Source organism: Desulfarculaceae bacterium (assembly GCA_020444545.1).
GTDB lineage: Bacteria > Desulfobacterota > Desulfarculia > Desulfarculales > Desulfarculaceae > Desulfoferula.
This window is the reverse complement of record JAHLKT010000001.1, coordinates 735,993-756,188: the sequence shown is the minus strand read 5'-3', so window position 1 is coordinate 756,188 and position 20,196 is coordinate 735,993. Positions and strand designations below refer to the sequence as shown.

Here is a 20,196-nt window from a genome sequence, read left to right as displayed (position 1 = left end):
TGGCCTCGGGGGTGGCGCGTGGGGCGGCGGCTTGTGCTAATCTGGCCCCAAAGGGGAGGAGGCCGCCATGCACGAGGCGATGCTCTACGAGAAGTTGCGCAAGAACAAGGAAGTGAGGTGCCGCCTCTGCGCCCACAAATGCCTCATCGAGGACGGCAAGCGGGGCATCTGCCGGGTGCGGCAAAACCAGGGGGGCACCCTCTACAGCCTGGTCTACGGCAAGCCCATCGCGGGCAACGTGGACCCCATCGAGAAAAAGCCGCTGTTCCACTTTTTGCCGGGCTCCACCAGCTACTCCATCGCCACCATCGGCTGCAACTTCCAGTGCGGCTTTTGCCAGAACTGGGACATAAGCCAATACACCCGCGAGACCGGGGGCAAGATTCCCGGCGGCGGGCCGGACGGGACCGAGGTGCCCCCGGAGCAGATCGTGGCCGCGGCCAAGCGCTCCGGCTGCGCCTCCATCGCCTACACCTACACCGAGCCCACGGTGTATTTCGAATACGCTTACGAGTGCATGAAGCTGGCCCACGCCGAGGGCATTAAGAACGTCTTCGTGACCAACGGCTTCGAGTCCGAGGGCTGCGTGGAGGCCTGCCAGGGCCTTTTGGACGCGGCCAACGTGGACCTGAAGGCCATGAACCACAGCTTCTACCTGCGCGAGTGCAAGGCCCATTTGAGCCCGGTCCTCGAAACCCTGAAGCGCATGCACCAGGCGGGCATCTGGCTGGAAGTGACCACGCTACTCATCCCCGGCAAGAACGACGCGCCCGAGGAGCTTAAGAAGCTGGCCCGCTTCATTGCCAAGGAGCTGAGCACCGAGGTGCCCTGGCACCTCAGCGCCTACACCCCGCGCTACAAGTACGCCGAGGAGGAGCGGGGGCCGGGGCGCACCCCGGTGAAGACCCTGGAGATGGCCATGGGCATAGGCCTGGAGGCGGGGCTGAGCTACGTGTATCCGGGCAACGTGTTCGGCCACGACGGCGAGAGCACCAAGTGCCCGGGCTGCGGCTCCAAGATAATCCCCCGCCGGGGCTACAGCGTGAGCGACCAGGTGATGAAGACCGGCCTGTGCCCGGACTGCGCCAAGCCCATCGCCGGAGTCTGGACCCCGTGAGCCCGGCCCAGGGCGCGGCCAAGAACCCCGCCGAAGGCCACCGCGCCCGCTTGCGCGAAAAGTTTCTGGCCCACGGCCTGACCAAGTTCACCGACGAGGAGGCCCTGGAGCTTCTCTTGACCCTGGCCACCCCGCGCCGCGACTGCAAGCAGCAGGCGAGGGCGCTGCTAAAGGCCCTGGGCAGCCTGCGGGCGGTCTTGGAGGCCCCACCGGCCGAGCTGGCCAAGATAAAGGGCATCGGCCCCAAGAACATCCTGGGGCTCAAGCTGGTCCCGGCCGTGGCCCGGCGCTATCTGGAAGACAAGCTCATGACCGGGGGCTCCCTGGCCGACCCGGCCCAGGCGGCGGAGTATCTGCGCCTGAGCATGGGGCCGCTCAAGCAGGAGGTGTTCCGGGTGCTCTTGCTGGATTCGCGGCACCGGGTGCTGGCCAACGAGGAGCTGTTCGCGGGCACCATCAACCAGGCGGTGGTCTATCCCCGCGAGGTGGCCGCGCGGGCCCTGGCCGCCGGGGCGGCGGCGGTGGTGGCCGCCCACAACCACCCCGGCGGCGACCCCACCCCCAGCCGGGAGGACCGGGCGCTCACCCGCCAGCTCTACTTCGCGCTCAGGGGGGTGGGACTGGAACTCACCGACCATCTGGTGGTGGGAGGCGATTCGGTCTATAGTTTCCGGGCCCAGGGGGAGCTGGTTCCCCTGGCCCGGGAATACGACGCAATGCATCTGGAGGAGATGGGCCCATGACCCCCCGCGACCGACTGATATTCGCCCTGGACGTGGACAGCGCCGACGAGGCCGAGGACTTGGTGCGCCTTTTGGCCTCCGAGGTGGGGGTGTTCAAGGTGGGCCTGGAGCTGTTCGTTTCCGCCGGGCCCAAGGTGATCGCCCGGGTGCGGGCGGCCGGGGCGCGGGCGGTGTTTTTGGACCTGAAGCTGCACGACATCCCGGCCACCATGCGGGCGGCGGCGCGGGCCGCGGCCGCGTTGGGGGTGGACATGCTCACCTGCCACGCGGACCAGGAGAAGATCTTCACGGACATGGACCTGGGCGGGGCCCAGCTTTTGGGGGTGACGGTGCTCACCAGCCTGGGGCGGGGCGAGCTGATGAGCATGGGTTACCCGGCCGAGCTGACCGACCCGGCCGCGCTGGTGTTGCACCGGGCCCGCCTGGCCCTGCGCGCCGGATGCGCCGGGGTGGTGTGCTCCGGGCAGGAGGCCATGCCGGTGCGCGAGCTATTGGGCGAACAGGCCCTGGTGGTGTGCCCGGGCATCCGCCTGGCCAGCGGCTCGGCCGACGACCAAAAGCGGGTGATGACGCCCGAAAAGGCCATTGCCGCCGGGGCCAGCCACATCGTGGTGGGCCGGCCCATCCGCGCGGCGGATGATCCGGTGGCCGCGGCGCGGCAGATGGTGGCCGGCATCTCCGATGGCCTGAGCGCACGGGGGCTTGCTTGACTGGCCTTTGGGGCGCTGGTAGAGTTTAGTCGCATTCGCAGAAGCTTAAGGGGTTTGGCGTGGCCGAGGTCATTGACCTGAAAAGGCGCAAGAGCAAGGACCGCCGTATCGCCGAAGGGCGCGCCCGCAGGCGGGCCCAGGCGGTGGCCAGTTCGCTCAGTTGCGGCATGTGCCCCCGGCGCTGCGCCCACTGCGGCCTGGCCGTGGAATACACCGCTCCGCCGCCCGTGGACGCCCCCTATCCCTTCTGCGAGGTTTGCCAAGAGGAATACGAGGCCTTTCGCCGCTGGGAAAAGGGCGAAGAGCCGGAAGCCTTCTGGCACACCGACGAGTGGGGCGAGGCCTGGCGCGCCTGGCTGGCCCACATGCGGGCCGGCGAGGCCTTTCGGAGCTCGCCAGCCTTCCTGAGGCTCATGGAGGAACACCTGGAGTGAGGCCCCACGGGGGCCCGCCACGGGGGAGGGTAAGGTTATGATCGGCGGGATCGGCATTCCCGAACTTCTCATCATTCTGGTCATCGTTCTGTTGATCTTCGGCGCCGGCAAGCTGCCCATGATCGGGGGCAACCTTGGCAAGGCCATCAAGAACTTCAAGGGCGGGGTCAAGGACGAGGAGAAGGAACAAGAGTTGAATTCGGCCAAGTCCGAGGCCATCGAGGACAAGCCCGCCGGGGACAAGCAGTAAGCCACCTCCGGGCCCCACAGACAATTTAGGCAGGCCGCCGCGCTGAACACGGCGCGGCGGCCTTTTTTGCGTCCGGCAACCGGGCGGCGGGGCCTTATCCGCGCCTAATTACTGAAGCTGACCTTCCACTCACCCCCGTTGCCGGGGTGTTCCCCGCCGGGTTTGGTGTCGCCGTCTTGCAGGTTAAGGGTGAAGACGCCCCCGCCCCGGCACTGAAGCTTGTAATGCTCCCATCCGGTGGAGCAGTGCTTGCGCCGGATGGCGCCCTGGCCGCAGGAGGCGGTGAAGTCGACGCAGCGGTCGCCGGTGTCGTCGTAGCCGTGTGCTATGCCCAGGGTGGCGGTTTTGGCCCAGGAGGGGACCTGCACCCGGAAGCTGGCGGGGGTGCTTTGCTTGCACTTGATGCACCAATCGATCGTCTTGGTGCTGCTGCGCTTGGTGTCCTGCCGCCAGGCCAGGTCCTTGGCCCCGCCGGGTGACCACTCCTTGCGCCAGGTGCGGTAGAAGCTGTCCACCCGCTTGCGCTCGTTGTAATAGTTTTGCTTGGCCCGCTGCCGGTATTTATTCCAGAACGCTGCCAGGTAGGCCTTTTCCTGCTCCAACATCGCCACCCGCCGCCGCAGCACATCGCCCCGGCCCTTGTATTTCTCTTGCAGCTCGGTAATGGTCTGGTTCACCCGCGCCACGGCCCTGTGCTCGCGCTGGTTGATCTTGTGGGTCAGCGCATCGTATCCCTGTTTGAGGTTCAGCTTGGCGCCCTGCCATTCCTGGTCGATGTAACGCACCATCCATTCCAGGGCGGAGGCGGGCTGGGCAGAGAGGGCCAGCAGGGCCGCGGCCAGCAACACCGCGGCGGCCAGGGCGCCGATTCTTCCTCGCTTCATAATGATCCCCACTTTTTGGCAAAGACCGGCGGCAAGCGCGAAGGTGGGGGGATGCAAGATGGCGAAGCTGAACGCGGTAGCCCGGTGCTGGCCGCTCCCTCCGGGTTGGGCGCATGGCGGTACATGGGAAGCGGGGCAACGCGGCCGGTCGGAAATCCGAGACGGTGTTTGAAGGCCAAGGCGGCGCATGGACCAAAACCCGGCGAATGCCGCCCCCGCCTAGTTTCAGTGAATCCTAGCCCCGGCGGGTTTGATGAGTCAAACCGGAAATGAAATCAGCGCCCCGGGGCGGAGGGGGCTTATCTTCGCCAGAAGAAGAAGTTGCGCCGGGGCTTGGGCAGGGGGGGCGGTGGGGGCTCCGCCCCGGAGAGCAGGGCGGCGGGGGCCTCCACGGTGAGCACCCGGGCGGCCTCGTCCCCGGCCAGGCGGGCCAGCTCGGCGGCGGCGGCGGACAGGGTGGGCGGCCGCCAGTCGGCCGAGTGGGCGTCGCTGGCCACCAGGCCGGCCAGGCCGCGCGCCACCAGCTCCTGGGCCGCCGCCTTGGGCGCGGAGCCCATGTCGCCGGTGAGGCTGGAGCCGGTGAGCTGCACCAGGCAGCCCTGCTCCACCAGCCCGGCCAGCCAGTCCCAGTCCTTGGTCCCGGACCAGGTGCGCTCCGGATGGGCCAGGACCGGCCGGAGCCCGGCCAGGCGCAGGGAGTAGACCAACTCGGGCAGAATGCGCGGGCTGGTATGGGGCGGGCACTCCAACAGCAGGGCCCGGCCCGAGCCCAGGGTGGGCAAGAGCCCCTGGCGGGCCATCTCGCCCAGCTCCGCGTCCAGGGCCACCTCGGCCCCGGGCACCAGCTTCAGCTCCAGGCCCTCGGCGGCCACCATGCCCTGGAGGCGCTCCAGCTTGGCCAGCACTTCGGAGCGTTCCGGCGGGTTTTGGGCGGGATACCAGTGGGGGGTGGCGGCGATGAGGCGCACGCCGTCGGCCACGGCCAGGCGGCACATGGCCAGGGCCTCATCCCAGTCCTTGGCCCCGTCGTCCAGGCCGGGCAAAACATGGGTGTGCAGATCCAGCAAGCTTTCCTCCAGCCCTTGGGACCACCCACTCAGCCTAGCATCGGCCCCGCTCCGGGGCAACAAGGGCGGCTAGCCCCCACGGGGGATGATTTGCTAAGATGGGAGCCGCCGGTCCGCGGCGAGGAGGGATCATGACATTGGCGAGCACTCTGGGGGGCAGAGACGAAATAGGGCCCCTGCGGATTCTGGTGGCCGACGATTCGGCCACGGCCCGCGCCCATCTGGAGCATGTGCTGGCCGGCCTGGGCCACACCAGCCTGAGCGCCGCCAGCGGGATGCAGCTTTTGGAGCTCCTGGCCCGGGAGGCGGTGGACCTGGTGCTCTGCGACCTGATGATGCCGGGCATGGACGGTCTGGAGGTGTTGGCCGAGACCCGGCGCCTCAAGCCAGAGGTGCCCTTCATCATCATCACCAGCCACGGCTCCCTGGACAGCGCGGTGGAGGCGCTCCGGCAAGGGGCGGACGACTACCTGAGCAAGCCGGTGGACGCCGAGATATTGGCCCACCGCGTGGCCGCCGTGCTCCTGAAGCGCCGCCTGGAGGCCAGCCAGCGGGAGCGCGGCAAGCTGGAGGCCGCCCTGGCCACCGCCGGGGCCGCCGCCCACCAGATAAACCAGCCGCTCACCGCCCTGCTGGCCACGGCCCAACTGCTGCAAAAAAGCTCGGACCCCGAACGCTCGGCCCACTACTGCCGGGTCATTGCCGAGCAGTCCCAGCGCCTGGGCGACATCGTGCACCGCCTGGTCAACCTCACCCGCTTCAAGACCATGAACTATCCCGGGGACACCGAGATCCTGGACCTGGACCAATCCGGCAAATAGGGCCCCGCCCCAGGCGGGAGTTTTAGGTAGCCGCATAGTTTTCCACTGTGGTGGAAAAGCTACGTAAGTGCGTTTTTTAATTGCAAAACCATTTGTGCAAAACTCGGTGGAAAACTGGTTGAGCGGCGGTTGGCCAATGGTTGATGGCTTGGGGAAAAGCGGTGGAAAACAGCCCAGGCGCGGTGGAGAGAGGGCGCAAAAGCCGGGGCGCTTTGTGGAATAATGGGGGAGTGACGGTGGAAAAGCAGCGGCCGGCCGGTGGATAACCCCGGCGGTTGCGGTGGAAAACGTGGTGGAAAAACCCGGCCCGCCAGGGCCGGAGAAGCGGAAGAGGGAACATGCTCATCGGAGTGCCCAAGGAGATAAAGAGCGAGGAATACCGCGTGGCCCTGGTGCCCGCCGGAGCCCAGCGCCTGGTGACGGCGGGGCACCGGGTGTTGGTGGAGGCCGGGGCCGGGGCCGGGGCGGGCATCCCGGACGAGGCCTATCTGGCCGCCGGGGCCGAGCTGAGCGACGCGGCCGGGGCCTGGGGGGCCGAGATGGTGATCAAGGTCAAGGAACCCCTGCCCTCGGAGTATGATTATTTCCGGCCCGGGCTGTTGCTCTACACCTATCTGCACCTGGCCGCCCAGCCCGAGCTGACCCGGCGCCTGGCCCAGGACCGGGTGAGCGCCGTGGCCTACGAGACGATCCAGCTGGCCGACGGCAGCCTGCCGCTCTTGACCCCCATGAGCGAGGTGGCCGGGCGCATGGCTGTGCAGGCCGGGGCCCACTGGCTGGAAAAGCCCCAGGGCGGGCGCGGGGTGCTCCTGGGCGGGGTGCCCGGGGTGAGCCAGGGCAGGGTGGTGATTCTGGGGGCCGGGGTGGTGGGCCACGCCGCGCTCAAGATGGCCCTGGGCCTGGGGGCCAAGGTGACGGTGATAAACCGCTCCTTCACCCGCCTGGCCTATCTGGACGACCTCTACGGCGGGCGCATCACCACCCTGATCTCCCTGCCCGACACCGTGGGCGAGCTGGTGCGCCGGGCCGATCTGGTGATCGGGGCGGTGCTGGTGCCCGGGGCCAAGGCCCCCATGCTGGTGAGCGAGGAGATGGTTAGTGAGATGCCCGAGGGCTCGGTGATCGTGGACGTGGCCATCGACCAGGGCGGCTGCGTGGCCACCATGCGCCCCACCAGCCACGCGGACCCGGTGTACACGGTGCACGGGGTGATTCACTACGGGGTGGCCAACATCCCCGGCGCGGTGGCCCGCACCTCCACTTTCGCCCTGACCAACGCCACCTTGGGCTACGCCCTCAAGCTGGCCGGGCGCGGCCTGGCCGCCGCCCGAGAGGACCCGGCCCTGGCCCTGGGGGTGAATGTGGCCGGCGGGGAGATCGTGCATCCGGCGGTGGCCGAGTCCTTGGGGCTCAAGGCTGCGCTCCTGAGCCAGGCGCTCTAAAAAATGAGCCTGCTTCATCAGTCTTTCTAACAGCCGAACCCCCGCCTCCCGGGACGGACCCGGCGGGCGGGCGTTTTTTTGCGAGGCATCTCCCTGGGCCCCGCCTAGGGCTTGGGGTAATTTGCCAGTGAAAACCCGTTGCTGAGTTTTGCCGGGCAAAAAAAGGCGAAAAAAGATGAAAAACGCCAAAAAACAGAGTAAATTGAAGATCGGAAATGTGGCCTAAAAATCGCACAATTGTGACATTTGTGAGAAACCTAGGCAGCGGCGGGGTTTAGCCCAGCAGGCCCCGGAGGGCGATTATCATGCGCTCTATGGAGGGGCGGCGTGGGATAAACAGTGAAAACAAAGGTTTGTTGTATGTGGCCAAGTGTGGGCCGTGCCGGGCCCTACCAGGGGCATACCGCGATTGACCACGGGGGGGGGCCTTAGACAGAATGGGCAAGACTTATACGTCGCACCGGGTCCAACTTTTACAAAGTCAGGTTTTTTCTTAATTTTTTGCCGCTAATACGCGGCAACACAGGGGCAGTGCTACCTCCAACCATGAACCACGGCCGAACCGACATAATCGACACCACCCCGGGGAAAGTGACCACGGCCCCCTGGGATGCCCCCAACAGTGATAAGGCCTCTCAATTGTGGCAAGAAACTCTCATCGCCTTGGGCGATGAGCTCGACTCCCAGGAACAGGCCCTCTGGCTGGAGCCGCTTAGGCCCCAAAGCCTACGGGACAACTGCCTGGTGGTTTCCTGCCCCAACCGGCTGCATTGCAACACCGTGCGCGAGCGCTTCGCGCCCAACCTGGAGCGCGGCCTGCAAGCCGCGCTGCCCGGGGCCCGCCTCAGCCTTGAGGTGGCCCCGCCCCCTCCGCCGGCCACCGGACCGGCTCCGCAGCCCCGCCAGATGGAGCTGCCCCGCATCGGCTGGGCCCAGCCCCGCCTCAACCAGCGTTTCGTGTTCGACAACTTCCTGGCCGGCGGGGGCAACGAGTTCGCCTGCGCCGCGGCCAAGGCCCTGGCCGGGGGCAGCGGGCTGTTCTCCAACAGCCTGTTCCTCATGTCGGCCACCGGCTTAGGGAAAAGCCATCTCACCCAGGCGGTGGGGCATCAGGTGATGGGCCTCAAGCCCGGCTCGCGGGTGGCCTATCTGACCGCCGAGGAGTTCACCAACCAGATGACCGCCGCCATCCGGGGCAAGCGGACCCAGCAGTTCAAGGACCGCTTCCGGGCCTCCTGCGACCTGCTGCTCCTGGAAGAGGTGCAGTTTTTGGCCGGCAAGGAGAAAACCCAGGAGGAGCTGGTGTTCACCCTGGACGCCCTGGCCGACCAGGGCAAGCGGGTGCTCTTCACCGGGCGCATGCTGCCCGCCGAGGTGAAAGGCCTCTCTTCGGCCCTGGCCAGCCGCCTGGCCGACTGCGTGGCCGTGGGCATCGAGCCGCCGGACTTCAAGACCCGCGTGCGCATCCTGGAGCGCCAGGCCGCCCAGGAGGGCGTGCGGGTGCCCCGCGCGGTACTGGAGTTTTTGGCCGAGGAGATCCCCGGCGACATGCGCCGCATGCGCTCGGCCCTGGTGGGCATCCTGGCCCGGGGCAGCCTGGCGGGCCGCCCCCTGGACCTGTCCCTGGCCGCCGAGGTGCTGGGTTCCATAAGCGCCCGCCTGGCCCGCCACACCCCGGAAAAGATCCGCGACCTGGTGGCCTCGGTCTACGGCCTCACCGTGGCGGTGCTCACCGGCAAGAGCCGCAAGAAGGCGGTGGTCACCCCGCGCAATTTGGCCATGTTCCTTTCCCGCCGCCACACCGACGCCTCCTACAAGGCCATCGGCGAGGTGTTCCACCGCGACCACGCCACGGTTATGTATGGGGTGGATCAGATCGAGCGGCGGTTGGGGGCCGAGCCCAAGTTGGCGGCGGAGCTTACCTTCCTGGAGCAACGCTTGGGAGTCAGCGCTTAGGGGCTGACTTTGTAACAAGCAGGCTTCGCCAGGCGGCGTGCCGCCGCCGCCAAGGCGGGTCGTGAAAGCCTCGGGGAGTTGGCCACAGTCAGTAGCTCCCGTTGCAGCCATCTGGGTGCCCCAGCCTGGGGCCGGGATACGTTGTTGCCGGCGTCGCTCCAGCCTCGACGTAGGTCAGCCTACGCCTCCGGCTGTCGCTCGCCGGCGCCTAGCCTACCGGCGGCTGGCTGTGCCTACGGTGGCGCGGGGGAAAGAGGGAGGCAGGGAATTTAGGACTTTTTTCATTCCCTACTTCTTTTTCTTTCTGATCAACGAGCCGCAAGGCAGCGCTTGCCCGGGGAGCGGTCAAAAATATAGAGTAAAAGGCGTCCGGGAGACCGGGCGCCTTTTTTATTGCGCAACCTGGGAGGGGTCATGGCCTGGCTGGAGCTGGAGGGACGGCGCGTCTTTTACGAGGACCACGGCCAGGGTCCCACGGTGATCCTGTTGCACCACGGCTTCAGCTCCCTGGAGATGTGGCGCGGGGTGCTGCCCCATCTGGTCATGGCCGGGCATAGGGTGGTGCTCTACGACCGCCGGGGCTACGGCCAGAGCGACGAGGGGGCGGGTTTCCGCGAGTTCTACTTCAGCGACGAGTTCCGCCCGGCCGCCGTGGCCGAGCTGGCCGGGGTCATGGACGCCCTGGGCCTTCAGAGCGCGCATCTCATCGGCCAGTGCGAGGGCGGGGTGGTGGCCCTGGACGCGGCGGCCACCCGGCCCGAGCTGGTGAAAAGCCTCTGCGCGGCCTCCACCCAGTGCTTCGCGCCCACGCCCATGGTGGAGTTCAACCGCGCGGCGTTCCCTAAGCCTTTCACCGAGCTGGATCAGGCCATCAAGGACAAGATGATCAAGTGGCAGGGGCCGGACAAGGCCGAGGAGCGCTTCGAGCTGTTTCGCTACAAAGGCGGGGCCTACGGCTGCGATGAGTTCGACCTCAGGCCCATGCTGCCCGGGGTGGCCGCGCCCGCCCTGGTGCTCTACCCCGACCGCAGCGCCCTGTTCCCGGTGGAGCAGGGGGTGGCCATGTACCGGGGCCTACCCCGGGGCGAGCTGGCGGTGATCCCCTCCTGCGGGCACAACTCCTATGACAACCGGCCCCAGGATTATCTGCGCACCGTGCTGGGCTTCTTGCAGCGCCAGGAAGGCGGCACGGGCCTGCCGGACAACTACAGCTTTTCCACCTGCGCGGGCTGACGCCGCATTAGGCGCAGCCGCCGGGCCCGCCGCCGCACCAGGTAGGTGAGGGCGTCGCGGGCGGTGCGCAACAGGGCCGCGTCCTCGCGGTCCAGGGGGGCCAAGCCCCCGGCGCGGAGCCAGGCCCGCCGGGCGGCCAGCCCCACTCCCACGAACAACAAGAACAAAAGGGCCAGGGCCAGATACAGGCCAAGGGTGGCGTGGTCCGTGGGCGGCGGGGGCGGAGGCGGCGGCCAGGCCGCATGGGGACGGGCCTTGAGCACCGCGCAGGCCGGAGCCGCCGCTATGAGGGCGGCTAGGCAGCTTAGGCAGGCTGGTATTTTAACGGATATAGAAATAGCTTGACATATAACCATAAAGGCTTTATCAATGTTGTCGCCAATGATTCTCCGTAAATACCATAAACCTGCCCGGGACTTGAACCGCAATAACAAGGAGGCGACGACATGGCCCAGGATCTTTTCACCCGCCAGGGGCTGGTGCCCGGCTGGATGCGCCAGGTGGAGGCAGAGCAGCTGCCCGAGGTCTATCAAGAGATCGTGGGGGTGATCGGCCTGGAGCCCACCCTGCAACTGGCCCAGGTCTTCGCGGGCAACAGCGTGTACTTCCCCAAGCTGGACCGGGCCCTCATCGAGCTGCGCAACCGGATGATCCGGGCCGAGTTCGACGGGGCCAACACCCGCGCCCTGGCCCGGCGCTGGGGCCTGAGCTCCCGCCACGTGCGCCACATCCTGCGCCCGGCCCATCGGGTTGAGGACAACTAGCTCTCTTTCCGCCTTTCCCGTTCCGCTCCCCCCTTACACCACAACCCGGAGACCACCCGAGGAAGCGCCGCCGCGCGCCAACTCGGGAAGGCGTTTTTGTGCGCCCCCTTGCTGGGCCCCCCCGCGCGGGGAGCCTAGGCTCATGCCCAAGCTGACGGCCCGCGTGGAGCGGGCCCGCATGAGAGGAGGGCCCATGAGCCTTTTACAGACCAAGACCTTCTGGACCGGGGTGGCCGCCCTGGCCACCGCCGCCGGGGCCTACCTGAGCGGCGAGGCCGGCCTGATGGAAGCGGCCCAGACCGCCTTCACCGGCTTGGCCGCCATCTTCCTGCGCGCCGGCATCCTGCGCGTGAACACGGACTAGCCCGCTTGGGCGAGGAGGAGATGAAAGTGGCCCTGGAGAACCTGCGGGGCCAGCTGCGGCGGCTGGACACGGTGATCAAGATGTCGTTGGCCGAGCAGCGCCGGGTGAACGGCGAGACCGCCGCCGCCCTGGAGCGGTCCGGCGGCAGGGTGGACGCCCTGGACCAGCGCCTGGACCGCCTGGAGACCCGCCTGGCCGCCTACACCGGGGGCCTGTTCGTGCTCTGGCTGCTGTTCCAGGTCGTTCATTCCCTGTTGAGGTGAGAGCCATGGACAAGACTTCCCGCCTGATCGCCCGGGGCCTGCGCGCCGAAAAGCGCGAGCGCCTTAGGCAGCTTGAGATAAAGATCGATCGCCTGGGCAAGGACATCAGCTACTACCTCTACAACCTGGACGGGGTGGAGGCCATGCGCATCGAGCACGCCGAGCAGGCCATGGAGGAGCTGGTGGCCGCGGTGCGCGAGTACCGCGCGCTGAGCCGCGAGCTTCGGGAGATGGAGGCCTGCTGATGGCCGGCGGCGAGGACAGCAAGGCCATCGCCCGGGCCCGCTATCTGGCCGGGCAGGAGCTGGGCGCGGTGGCCGCCGAGCTGGGCCTGGAGCCCGAGCGGCTCATCCGCTGGGCGGCCGAGGGCAACTGGGCGGCCATGCGCAAGGCCTGGCTGGCCGACCCCCGGGGGGCGGCGGCGGCCCTGCGCGAGCTGATGGCCAAAAAGGTGGAGGATCTGGTGGCCACGGGCGAGCTGGAGGCGGCCCAGGCCGACCAGCTGGCCAAGATCGCGGCCGCCTGCGCCCGCCTGGAGCGCGAGGGCTACGACCTCAAGGCCGCGGCGGTGGAGGTGGGCGAGCGTCTGGCCGCCCTGGCCGCCGAGGGCCCGGAGGACCCCGAGCGTTTGGCCTGGCTGGGGCGGCTGCTGCAAAAGTTCTTCGCGCGCCTGGAAGGGGAGGGCGCGGCGTGAGCGCCCTGGCCGCCCGCAAGATGACCAGCGCCCGCTTTAGGCAGCGGGCCGCCCAGGTGGTGGGGCGTCTGGCCGCCGAGGCCGGGGCCTTCGGACCGGGCGACCCGGCCCGCTCCGAGCGCCGGGCGCGGGCGGCGGAAGACCCCCTGTACTTTTGTGCCACCTATCTGCCCCATTACTTCAACTGCGCCTTCGCGCCTTTCCACCGCGAGCTGATCGGCCTGTTGGAACAGCGGGGCAGCGCGGTGGTGCCGGTGGCCGTGGCCGCGCCGCGCGGTTTTGCCAAGACCACCCTGGTGAGCTTCGGCTACGTGCTGCACCAGGTGTTGTTCGGGCGGCGGCGCTTCGTGGTCCTGGGCAGCGACACTGCCGATCTGGCCAACGACCTGACCAACTACCTGCGCCTGGAGCTGGAGCTCAACCCCCGCCTGGAGGAGGACTTCGGCCCGGCCCGGCGCCCCGAGGGCCCGGCGGGCGACTTCGTGGTGGGCGGGCGCACCCGCATCCTGGCCCGGGGCAGCGGCCAGCGTTTGCGCGGGGTGAAGCACGGCCGCTTCCGCCCCGATCTGGTGATCCTGGACGATCTGGAAAACGACAAGAACGTGAAGAACCCGCGCCTGGTGCGGGCCTGTTTGGAGTGGGTGAGCGCGGCGGTGTACCCGGCCATCGACCCCACGGGCAGCCTGTTCATCATCGGCACCATCCTGGCCCGGCGCAGCGCCCTGGCCACCCTGGTGGGCTCGCCCGAGGAGCCCTGGAAGCGCTACACCCGGCGGGTCTACCGCGCCCTGGACGACGCGGGGCGCAGCCTATGGGAGGAGCGTCACCCGGCCAAGGAGCTGCTCCAGCAAAAGCGGCTCATGGGCACCCGGGCCTTTAATACCGAGAAGCAGAACAACCCCCTGGACGACAACGGCATGTTCCAGGAGGAGTGGCTGCGCTCCTACCATCCCGCCGAGCTGGGGGGTAAGGAGCTGGCCGTGGCCGGGTTCCTGGACCCCTCCCTGGCCACCGGCGAACGGGGCGACTTCAAGGCGGTGATCACCGTGGGCCTGGACCGGGCCGCCCAGGTGTTCTACGTGCTGGACGCCTTTATCCGGCGCTGCTCCCTGGATCAGCTGGTGCGCGCGGTGCTGCGCCGCCAGCAGCGCCACCAATACCTGGTCTTCGGGGTGGAGGACAACCTGTTCCAGCGCCTGCTATTGGACGAGTTCTCCCGCGCCGCCTGCGAGGCCGGGGTGGTGCTGCCGCTCAAGGGCGTGACCCAGCGCCTGTCCAAGGAGCTGCGCCTGGCCGGCCTGAGCCCCCTGGTGGAGCGGGGCCTGGTGCGTTTCCGGCCAGAGCACTCCGACCAGGGCGAGCTGATCGAGCAGCTTCTCAATTTTCCCACCCCCAAGGTGCACGACGACGGACCCGACGCCCTGGAGGGCGCGGTGAGCCTGCTGCGCTCCACGGGGCCCAACGTCTGGTGAGGTGAACATGAAAGCCTGGCTGAGCAAGTTATTTCCGTCCTCCCTCGGCAAGCGCCTGGAGCTGCCCCCCGCGCCCCCCGGCCCGCCGCCCTTTTTGGGCGGCAGCAGCACCCGGGGCCGCTCCCGCCAACTGGCCGCCTACCAGGGCTGGGTCTTCGCGGCGGTGAGCGCCATCGCCCGGCGCATGGCCGGGGTGCCGCTGAGGCTCTTCGCCGACCAAGGCCCGGAGGTGAGCGCCCATCCGGTGCTCTCGCTGTTGGCCCGGCCCAACCCCCTGCTCACCGGCAGGCAGCTGCGCTACACGCTCTGCCTGCACCTGGAGCTCACGGGCATGGCCTTCGTGCTGGTGCTCAACAACGCCCTGGGGCGGCCGGCGGAGCTGTGGCCCCTGAGCCCCGGCGACCTCATCGAGATCGCCTCGGGCAGCGACACGAGGCAGCCCATAGAGCGCTTCGTGTTCGCCGACAGCCAGGGCCAGAGGGTGGAGTACGCGCCCAGCCAGGTGCTCTATTTCCGCCACCCCAGCCCCACCAGCCTGGTCTACGGGGCCAGCCCCATCGAGGCCATGGCCCACGCCTTTGACATCGACCTGGCGGTGCGCATCTATCAGCGCAACTTTTTCCGCAACTCGGCCCGGCCCGAGGTGGTGCTAAGCACCGACCAGCGCCTTACCGAGGACGAGGCCCGCCGGGTGCTCACCCGCTGGCGGCAGAAGCACCAGGGGTTGTCCCACGTCTTCGAACCCACGGTGCTGGACGGCGGGCTCAAGGCCACGCCCCTGGCCTACTCAGCCAAGGACTTCGAGTTCATGGACCTGGCGGGCTGGACCCAGGACAACATCCTGGCCGCCTACGGGGTGCCGGCGGGCAAGCTGGGCCTGGTCAAGGACGTGAACCGGGCCAACGCCCAGGGCATCGAGGTGACCTTCAACGCCGAGTGCATCCGGCCCCGCTTGGAGCTGTGGGAGGACGTGATGAACGCCTTCCTGCTGCCCCGCTACGGCCAGGGGCTTTCGCTCCGCCACGATAACCCGGTGCCCAGCGACCGGGCCCAGGCCCACAAGGAGGCCATGGCCCAGCTGGACCGGGGGGTGATCACCATCAACGAGCTTCGGGCTGCCCAGGGCCGCGAGCCGGTGGCCTGGGGGCACCAGCCTCTGCTGCCCGCCTCTCCGGAAGGCCCCGTAGCCATGGGCCTGGAGCCGGAGCTGGCCGTGGGCCTGCATGAGGCCTGGCCTCGTTTGGAGGCGCGCTTCGCCGGGTGGTCCGCCGGGCGGGTGGCACGGGAGTTGGAGCGAAAGCCGGAGCTGATCGACGGGATGCTGCCCCCGGCTCTGCCCCCCCAGCAACGGGGCCGCCTGCAAAAGCAACTACGGAGCTGCCTAACCCGGGGGCTCGACATCAAGCAAACCATGCGGGAGCTCAGTTCCCCCCGCCAAGGAGACGAGTCATGAAGCTGGTGCACAAGGTGATGGATTTCGAGGTGAGCCGGGCCGACGAGGACAAGCGCACCTTCTGGGCGGTGGCCTCCAGCCCCACGGTGGACCGCCAGGGCGACCTGGTGGAGCCCACGGGCTGGGACTTCGCCAACTTTCTGAAGAATCCGGTGATCCCCTGGGCCCATGACTACGCCTCGCCTCCCGTGGCCCGCGCCCTGGCGGTGAAGGTGGAGAACGGGCGGCTGTTGTTCAAGGCCCAGTTCCCCACTGCCGAGGAGTACGCCTTTGCCGACACCATCTACCGCCTTTACAAAGGCGGCTATCTGCGCGCCTTCTCGGTGGGCTTCGCGCCGCTGGAGAGCGAGGTGGCCACCCACCGCCTGAACGGCCGCGCCCTGACCGGAACCCGCTACCTTCGGCAGGAGCTCTACGAGATCTCCTGCGTGACCCTGCCGGCCAACCCCGAGGCCCTGGTGGCCCTGGGAATCAAGGGCCGCTCCACCCCCTCCCCGGCCACGCCGGGCGCGCCGCAACCAACGGCGCTTAACCCCGGAGCGGCCCGGGCATTGGTCTCGGCCGCCCTGGGCCAGGCGGTGGTGAAACGCATCCGCTATCACCTGGGCCTGGTGGACTAAGCAACCAACCTATTAAGGAGCCATGAAACCATGAAGCAGACCAAGATCATCGAGCTGTTGGAGCAGGCCACCGGCCTGTCCCTGGACGAGGCCAGCCTCAAGGGGCTGATCGACGAGCGCCTGGAAAAGGTGCTGGCCGCGGTGGAGCCGGGCCGGGTGAGCCTCGGCGGGCCCTCCGGGCTGCCCGGCGTGGGCCTGAGCAAATACCTGGGCGACGTGCGACGCCTGGGCATGGGCCAGTCGCCCAAGCACCTGGAGACCGGGGAGCTGGTGAGCGCCGGGGGCGCGGCCCTCAAGCAGGTGGAGGCGCCCCGGGCCAAGGACCTGCGCGAAGGGGCCACCACCGCCGGGGGCTACCTGGTGCCCGGCGAGGAGTCCGGCGAGGTCTTGAACCTGGTAAACAATTTCAGCGCGGTGAAGGGCCTGTGCCGCACGGTGCCCATGAACAGCCACCAGATCACCTTCCCCACCATCACCAGCGGCCTGAGCGCCTACTGGGTGCCCGAGGCCGTGGACAGCGAGACCTACGGCCTGGGCGACGGCGCGGCCCATGGCGAGAAGCCGCGCAGTGACGCCACCTTCGGCCAGCTGGCCCTGAGCGCCCATGTCTTGGCGGTCAAGGTGGTGGTGAGCAACCAGCTGTTGGACGACTCGGACCCCGGGGTGGATGCGGTGCTCAGGAACCTCTTCGCCGAGACCATCGGCCAGGCCTTTGACGTGGCCTGCCTGCGGGGCGCGGGCTCGGCCACCGACCCCATCACCGGCCTGGCCGGCAAGATAAGCACCAACGCCCTGAGCGTGAGCGGCACCTTCGGCTTCGACGACCTGGCCGGGCTCATCTTCGCGGTGTACGAGAACGCGCCCCACGCGGCCAGCGTGCCGGTGATCGGCCATCCCAAGGCCGAGAAGGTCTTGATGACCCTCAAGGACGACAACGGCGACTACATCTACCGCCAGCCGGGCCAGCCCCGGGCCGAGGGGGCCGAGCGTCCCCTGGTGTGGGGCGAGCCTTTCGTGCGCGACCCCAACGTGCTCACCAATCTGGGCGACGGCACCGACGAGACCCGCCTGTTCGCGGGCGACTTCGCGGGCAGCGCCCTGGTGGGCCTGCGCCAGGGTTTGGTGGTCAAGACCAACCCCTGGGCCGAGCCCTACTTCTCCTACAACCAGACCGCCTTCCTGGCCGAGGTGCGCATGGGCTTCAACCTGAGCGAGGAGAAGCGTTTCGCCATGCTCAGCGCGGTGCCCACCGCCTAAGGACCCCAACCCCCCGGAGGCCCCGCGCCTCCGGGGCCTTTTAAAAAGAGAGCCCAACCATGGCCCTATCCAACGACGCCCTGACCACCCTGGCCGAGCTCAAGGAGTACTTGGCCATCGCCGCCACGGAGCACGACGGCCTCCTGGAGCGGCTCATCGAGGCGGTGAGCGCCCAGTTCAACGCCTACACCGGCCGCAAGCTCAGAGCCCGCGACTACTCCTACCAAAGCGAGGACGCGGCCTTTGACCCGGACAACGCGCTCTTGTCCGGCGCGGGCTACGCCGAACTCCTATTGCCGCAGTACCCGGTGATCAGCCTGAGCAGCCTGGTTTTGGAGGGGCGGGCCATCGCCCCGGCAAGCGGGGGCGTGGGCTGGGTCTTGGACGCCGGGGCCGGGGTGCTCACCCTGTTGGACCGGGTGTTCCCCCGGGGGGCGCACAACGTGGGGCTCATTTACCGCGCCGGTTTCGCCACCACGCCCCCGGACCTGGCCCAGGCGGCCATCGAGCAGGCGGCCACCCGCTTCCAGGAGTCCGGGGCGGGTCACGGCCGCCTGGGCATGAGCGCCCGCACCCTGGCCGACGGCTCGGTGAGCTACCACGCCGGGGCGCTCATGCCCCAGGTCAAGGCGGTCTTGGACCGCTACCGCAACCGGAGCCTGCTGTGATCTCGCTCACGGTGATCCCCCCGGCCATTGACCCCCTGGAGCAGCTCACCCGCCGTTTGCCCGAGGTGATCCGCCAGTCCCTGGAGCAGGCGCTGGAGGCGGGCCTGGACGCGGCGCGGACGGCCATGGGCCCTGGCGGGGGCGGGCCCCAGGTGCGTAGCGGCCGCTTGCTGCGCAGCCTGGGCGGGCGGGTCTACCAGAGCGGCGACACCTGGATCGGCGAGCTCTACGCCGACGCGCCCTATGCCGGGGCCCAGGAGTACGGCGCGGTGATCACCGCCCAAAAAGCCAAGTACCTCAAGTTCCGCATCCAGGGGCAATGGGTGCAGGTGAAGCGGGTGGTGCTGCCCGCGCGGCCCTATCTGCGCCCCGGCCGCGACGCCGCCCTGGAGGCCCTGCCCGCGTTTTTGCAAAGCAATCTGGCGGAGGCGATGCCATGACCCGCGCGACCATCATCAGCGATCTGCTGGCCTGCCTGGCGGCCATGGGGCCCAGCCACGGCATGCCCCAGGCGGCGGCCACGGTGCTCCGGGGCATTCACCTGGCCGAGCAAATGAACGACCTGCCCGCCTTGACCCTGTTCAACGAGCGGGTGGAGACCCTGGAGAGCACCGACCGCACCGCGGAGCGCAAGCTGGTGCTGCACGTGTGGGGCTACGCCAAGGCGGCCGGGGGCGACTTCTCCGGCCTGGACGCCCTGGCCGAGAGCGTGCTCATGGCCCTGGGCGATCCGGGCCTGAACCCTCACTGGGAGCGCACCACCTGCGGCAATTTGGAAGTCTACGAGGGCGGCGCGGCCGACCCCATGGGCATCTTCGACCTGGAGCTGACCGTGGCCTACGAGTCGCCCCTGAACACCCTTTGATCCTCTAATCAAGCCATAGGAGAGAGAACATGAGCAGCGGCAAGGAAATCAAGGCGGCCTTTGCCCAGGCCGAGACCTGGGGCACCCCGGTGGCCTGCGCCTCGGGCGACGCCCTTCTTATCACCAGCGAATCGGTGACCCAGTCCATCGAGCACCTGCCCGACGACAGCGCTGGCCAGAGCTTCCACACGGCCAGCGACCAGGGGCTCGTCACCTGCGGCGGCGACCTGTCGGCCTATCTGCGCTACTCCGGGCTGGGGGTGCTTTTGGCCATGGCCATGGGCGGCGCGGAGGCCCCCGCCTTGCAGGGCTCCACCGGCCAGCTGCACCAGCTGCGCCTGGCCGGGGACAGCGACGGCCTTTTCGGCACCCTGGCCATCTACAAGGGCTTCTCGGTGCACGAGTTCGCCTCGGCCAAGGTGGACGGCTTTTCCATCGAGGGCGCGGCGGGCCAGCCTCTCAGCGTGAGCTTCCCGCTCATGTGCGACGGCCTGAGCATCAACACCTCCAGCGGGGTGAACACCAACGCCAGCCTCACCGGCCTGAGCGCGCCCGCCCCGGGCAACCGGGTGCTGTTCAAGCAGGCGAGTTTTTGGATCAACGACGCGGACGGCGGGGCCCTGGACAGCGGCGACGCGGTGCACCCGGCCCGCTTCTCCCTGCGCTTCCGGCGCAATCTGGCCGGCGACCACCTGGCCGGGGGCGGCGACAGGATCGCCGAGCCGGTGTGCGCCGCTTTCCCCAGCCTCAGCCTGAGCCTGGAGTTCCCCACCTACACCAGCGACACCTATCTGAGCGACCTGGGCAGTGACACCCGCAAGAAGATGCGCATCGACTTCATTGGCCCGGAGATCGAGTCCGGGGTGAACTACGGCCTTAGCCTGATCATGCCCCATCTGGTGATCACCAACGCCGAGAGCGCGGTGGGCCGGGCAGGCAAGATCGCCCATCCGGTGAGCCTGGACCTCTTGGCCCCGCCCACCGAGGCGGCGGGCATGAGCGGCATCGCCGCGCCCCTGGCCATCGACCTGATCAACACCCGGGCCACGGCCCTGCTGTCCTAGGTAGGCCAGGGGAAAAAAGGTCTTTCGCCCCCGCCGCCAAGCGGGTTATTTTAGC

The 20,196-nt window shown here is 68.5% G+C and carries 25 protein-coding genes; 22 read left to right on the top strand and 3 right to left on the bottom strand.

The window, feature by feature from the left end:
* The first annotated feature begins 67 nt into the window (after positions 1 to 67).
* The 5 genes from amrS to tatA are packed head-to-tail and all read left to right on the top strand — an operon-like array spanning position 68 to position 3,254.
* On the top strand, positions 68 to 1,117 hold the full coding sequence (gene amrS, locus KQH53_03550; GenBank protein ID MCB2225730.1) for an AmmeMemoRadiSam system radical SAM enzyme: 1,050 nt from the start codon (positions 68 to 70) through the stop codon (positions 1,115 to 1,117).
* Positions 1,114 to 1,860, top strand: coding sequence for a DNA repair protein RadC (gene radC, locus KQH53_03545; GenBank protein MCB2225729.1), 747 nt, complete (start codon positions 1,114 to 1,116; stop codon positions 1,858 to 1,860). The genes amrS and radC overlap by 4 nt, the downstream gene beginning before the upstream one ends.
* Entirely contained in the window at positions 1,857 to 2,570 is a 714-nt protein-coding gene (gene pyrF, locus KQH53_03540) for an orotidine-5'-phosphate decarboxylase (GenBank protein MCB2225728.1), read from the top strand. The genes radC and pyrF overlap by 4 nt, the downstream gene beginning before the upstream one ends.
* Positions 2,571 to 2,629: 59 nt before the next feature.
* Positions 2,630 to 3,004 (top strand): hypothetical protein, encoded by a 375-nt coding sequence (locus KQH53_03535; GenBank protein ID MCB2225727.1) that lies wholly within the window; start codon positions 2,630 to 2,632, stop codon positions 3,002 to 3,004.
* A gap of 37 nt (positions 3,005 to 3,041) precedes the next feature.
* Positions 3,042 to 3,254: a twin-arginine translocase TatA/TatE family subunit gene (tatA, locus tag KQH53_03530; GenBank protein ID MCB2225726.1), complete on the top strand. Its 213-nt coding sequence runs from the start codon at positions 3,042 to 3,044 to the stop codon at positions 3,252 to 3,254.
* Between the two features lie 104 nt (positions 3,255 to 3,358).
* Here the strand turns inward: tatA and KQH53_03525 are convergent, their stop codons facing one another.
* Together KQH53_03525 and KQH53_03520 are read right to left on the bottom strand one after the other, a co-directional pair.
* Positions 3,359 to 4,138 (bottom strand): hypothetical protein, encoded by a 780-nt coding sequence (locus KQH53_03525; protein ID MCB2225725.1) that lies wholly within the window; start codon positions 4,136 to 4,138, stop codon positions 3,359 to 3,361.
* Positions 4,139 to 4,437: 299 nt separating this feature from the next.
* Complete coding sequence (locus KQH53_03520) at positions 4,438 to 5,205, bottom strand: hypothetical protein (protein MCB2225724.1); 768 nt, start codon at positions 5,203 to 5,205, stop codon at positions 4,438 to 4,440.
* A gap of 131 nt (positions 5,206 to 5,336) precedes the next feature.
* Here KQH53_03520 and KQH53_03515 point away from each other — a divergent pair, with 131 nt between their 5' ends.
* The 4 genes from KQH53_03515 (at position 5,337) to KQH53_03500 (ending at position 10,657) form a co-directional block, all read left to right on the top strand.
* Positions 5,337 to 6,026, top strand: a complete 690-nt coding sequence (locus tag KQH53_03515) for a response regulator (protein ID MCB2225723.1) — start codon at positions 5,337 to 5,339, stop codon at positions 6,024 to 6,026.
* A gap of 338 nt (positions 6,027 to 6,364) precedes the next feature.
* A complete protein-coding gene (ald, locus tag KQH53_03510) occupies positions 6,365 to 7,468 on the top strand; it encodes an alanine dehydrogenase (protein MCB2225722.1) in 1,104 nt (367 codons plus the stop codon).
* 546 nt (positions 7,469 to 8,014) lie between these two features.
* Positions 8,015 to 9,424 carry a chromosomal replication initiator protein DnaA gene (dnaA, locus tag KQH53_03505; GenBank protein ID MCB2225721.1) on the top strand — a complete coding sequence of 470 codons (1,410 nt, stop codon included), beginning with the start codon at positions 8,015 to 8,017 and terminating at the stop codon, positions 9,422 to 9,424.
* A 414-nt stretch (positions 9,425 to 9,838) separates the two neighbouring features.
* Entirely contained in the window at positions 9,839 to 10,657 is an 819-nt protein-coding gene (locus KQH53_03500) for an alpha/beta hydrolase (protein MCB2225720.1), read from the top strand.
* On the opposite strand, the gene KQH53_03495 is transcribed toward KQH53_03500, so the two are convergent.
* Positions 10,630 to 10,920 carry a hypothetical protein gene (locus KQH53_03495; protein ID MCB2225719.1) on the bottom strand — a complete coding sequence of 97 codons (291 nt, stop codon included), beginning with the start codon at positions 10,918 to 10,920 and terminating at the stop codon, positions 10,630 to 10,632. The genes KQH53_03500 and KQH53_03495 overlap by 28 nt on opposite strands.
* 183 nt (positions 10,921 to 11,103) lie before the next feature.
* Here KQH53_03495 and KQH53_03490 point away from each other — a divergent pair, with 183 nt between their 5' ends.
* The 13 genes from KQH53_03490 (at position 11,104) to KQH53_03430 (ending at position 20,141) form a co-directional block, all read left to right on the top strand.
* Complete coding sequence (locus KQH53_03490; GenBank protein ID MCB2225718.1) at positions 11,104 to 11,421, top strand: hypothetical protein; 318 nt, start codon at positions 11,104 to 11,106, stop codon at positions 11,419 to 11,421.
* 142 nt (positions 11,422 to 11,563) lie between these two features.
* The gene (locus tag KQH53_03485) at positions 11,564 to 11,785 is read left to right on the top strand and encodes a hypothetical protein (GenBank protein ID MCB2225717.1); all 222 of its coding nucleotides are present in this window, start codon (positions 11,564 to 11,566) and stop codon (positions 11,783 to 11,785) included.
* Positions 11,786 to 11,805: 20 nt separating this feature from the next.
* Entirely contained in the window at positions 11,806 to 12,048 is a 243-nt protein-coding gene (locus KQH53_03480; GenBank protein ID MCB2225716.1) for a hypothetical protein, read from the top strand.
* A gap of 5 nt (positions 12,049 to 12,053) precedes the next feature.
* Entirely contained in the window at positions 12,054 to 12,293 is a 240-nt protein-coding gene (locus tag KQH53_03475; protein MCB2225715.1) for a hypothetical protein, read from the top strand.
* Positions 12,293 to 12,742 carry a hypothetical protein gene (locus KQH53_03470; protein ID MCB2225714.1) on the top strand — a complete coding sequence of 150 codons (450 nt, stop codon included), beginning with the start codon at positions 12,293 to 12,295 and terminating at the stop codon, positions 12,740 to 12,742. The genes KQH53_03475 and KQH53_03470 overlap by 1 nt, the downstream gene beginning before the upstream one ends.
* The gene (gene terL, locus KQH53_03465) at positions 12,739 to 14,214 is read left to right on the top strand and encodes a phage terminase large subunit (protein MCB2225713.1); all 1,476 of its coding nucleotides are present in this window, start codon (positions 12,739 to 12,741) and stop codon (positions 14,212 to 14,214) included. The genes KQH53_03470 and terL overlap by 4 nt, the downstream gene beginning before the upstream one ends.
* A 7-nt stretch (positions 14,215 to 14,221) precedes the next feature.
* A complete protein-coding gene (locus tag KQH53_03460) occupies positions 14,222 to 15,667 on the top strand; it encodes a phage portal protein (protein ID MCB2225712.1) in 1,446 nt (481 codons plus the stop codon).
* Positions 15,664 to 16,287, top strand: coding sequence for an HK97 family phage prohead protease (locus KQH53_03455; GenBank protein ID MCB2225711.1), 624 nt, complete (start codon positions 15,664 to 15,666; stop codon positions 16,285 to 16,287). The genes KQH53_03460 and KQH53_03455 overlap by 4 nt, the downstream gene beginning before the upstream one ends.
* 30 nt (positions 16,288 to 16,317) lie before the next feature.
* Positions 16,318 to 17,544, top strand: coding sequence for a phage major capsid protein (locus tag KQH53_03450; protein MCB2225710.1), 1,227 nt, complete (start codon positions 16,318 to 16,320; stop codon positions 17,542 to 17,544).
* 59 nt (positions 17,545 to 17,603) lie between these two features.
* Positions 17,604 to 18,212, top strand: a complete 609-nt coding sequence (locus KQH53_03445) for a phage gp6-like head-tail connector protein (GenBank protein MCB2225709.1) — start codon at positions 17,604 to 17,606, stop codon at positions 18,210 to 18,212.
* Positions 18,209 to 18,652, top strand: a complete 444-nt coding sequence (locus KQH53_03440) for a hypothetical protein (protein MCB2225708.1) — start codon at positions 18,209 to 18,211, stop codon at positions 18,650 to 18,652. Before KQH53_03445 ends, KQH53_03440 begins: the two co-directional genes overlap by 4 nt.
* Positions 18,649 to 19,077 (top strand): hypothetical protein, encoded by a 429-nt coding sequence (locus KQH53_03435; protein ID MCB2225707.1) that lies wholly within the window; start codon positions 18,649 to 18,651, stop codon positions 19,075 to 19,077. Before KQH53_03440 ends, KQH53_03435 begins: the two co-directional genes overlap by 4 nt.
* Positions 19,078 to 19,106: 29 nt before the next feature.
* A complete protein-coding gene (locus KQH53_03430) occupies positions 19,107 to 20,141 on the top strand; it encodes a hypothetical protein (GenBank protein ID MCB2225706.1) in 1,035 nt (344 codons plus the stop codon).
* Positions 20,142 to 20,196: the final 55 nt, after the last annotated feature.

Coding starts and splice junctions, on each gene's coding strand:
- KQH53_03485 (MCB2225717.1), top strand. CDS start 11,564: ATGCCCAAGCTGACGGCCCGCGTGGAGCGGGCCCGCATGAGAGGAGGG.
- KQH53_03480 (MCB2225716.1), top strand. CDS start 11,806: ATGAAAGTGGCCCTGGAGAACCTGCGGGGCCAGCTGCGGCGGCTGGAC.
- KQH53_03490 (MCB2225718.1), top strand. CDS start 11,104: ATGGCCCAGGATCTTTTCACCCGCCAGGGGCTGGTGCCCGGCTGGATG.
- KQH53_03470 (MCB2225714.1), top strand. CDS start 12,293: ATGGCCGGCGGCGAGGACAGCAAGGCCATCGCCCGGGCCCGCTATCTG.
- amrS (MCB2225730.1), top strand. CDS start 68: ATGCACGAGGCGATGCTCTACGAGAAGTTGCGCAAGAACAAGGAAGTG.
- pyrF (MCB2225728.1), top strand. CDS start 1,857: ATGACCCCCCGCGACCGACTGATATTCGCCCTGGACGTGGACAGCGCC.
- KQH53_03500 (MCB2225720.1), top strand. CDS start 9,839: ATGGCCTGGCTGGAGCTGGAGGGACGGCGCGTCTTTTACGAGGACCAC.
- dnaA (MCB2225721.1), top strand. CDS start 8,015: ATGAACCACGGCCGAACCGACATAATCGACACCACCCCGGGGAAAGTG.
- KQH53_03525 (MCB2225725.1), bottom strand. CDS start 4,138: ATGAAGCGAGGAAGAATCGGCGCCCTGGCCGCCGCGGTGTTGCTGGCC.
- KQH53_03450 (MCB2225710.1), top strand. CDS start 16,318: ATGAAGCAGACCAAGATCATCGAGCTGTTGGAGCAGGCCACCGGCCTG.
- KQH53_03435 (MCB2225707.1), top strand. CDS start 18,649: ATGACCCGCGCGACCATCATCAGCGATCTGCTGGCCTGCCTGGCGGCC.
- KQH53_03460 (MCB2225712.1), top strand. CDS start 14,222: ATGAAAGCCTGGCTGAGCAAGTTATTTCCGTCCTCCCTCGGCAAGCGC.
- KQH53_03475 (MCB2225715.1), top strand. CDS start 12,054: ATGGACAAGACTTCCCGCCTGATCGCCCGGGGCCTGCGCGCCGAAAAG.
- tatA (MCB2225726.1), top strand. CDS start 3,042: ATGATCGGCGGGATCGGCATTCCCGAACTTCTCATCATTCTGGTCATC.
- ald (MCB2225722.1), top strand. CDS start 6,365: ATGCTCATCGGAGTGCCCAAGGAGATAAAGAGCGAGGAATACCGCGTG.
- KQH53_03445 (MCB2225709.1), top strand. CDS start 17,604: ATGGCCCTATCCAACGACGCCCTGACCACCCTGGCCGAGCTCAAGGAG.
- KQH53_03515 (MCB2225723.1), top strand. CDS start 5,337: ATGACATTGGCGAGCACTCTGGGGGGCAGAGACGAAATAGGGCCCCTG.
- KQH53_03455 (MCB2225711.1), top strand. CDS start 15,664: ATGAAGCTGGTGCACAAGGTGATGGATTTCGAGGTGAGCCGGGCCGAC.
- KQH53_03430 (MCB2225706.1), top strand. CDS start 19,107: ATGAGCAGCGGCAAGGAAATCAAGGCGGCCTTTGCCCAGGCCGAGACC.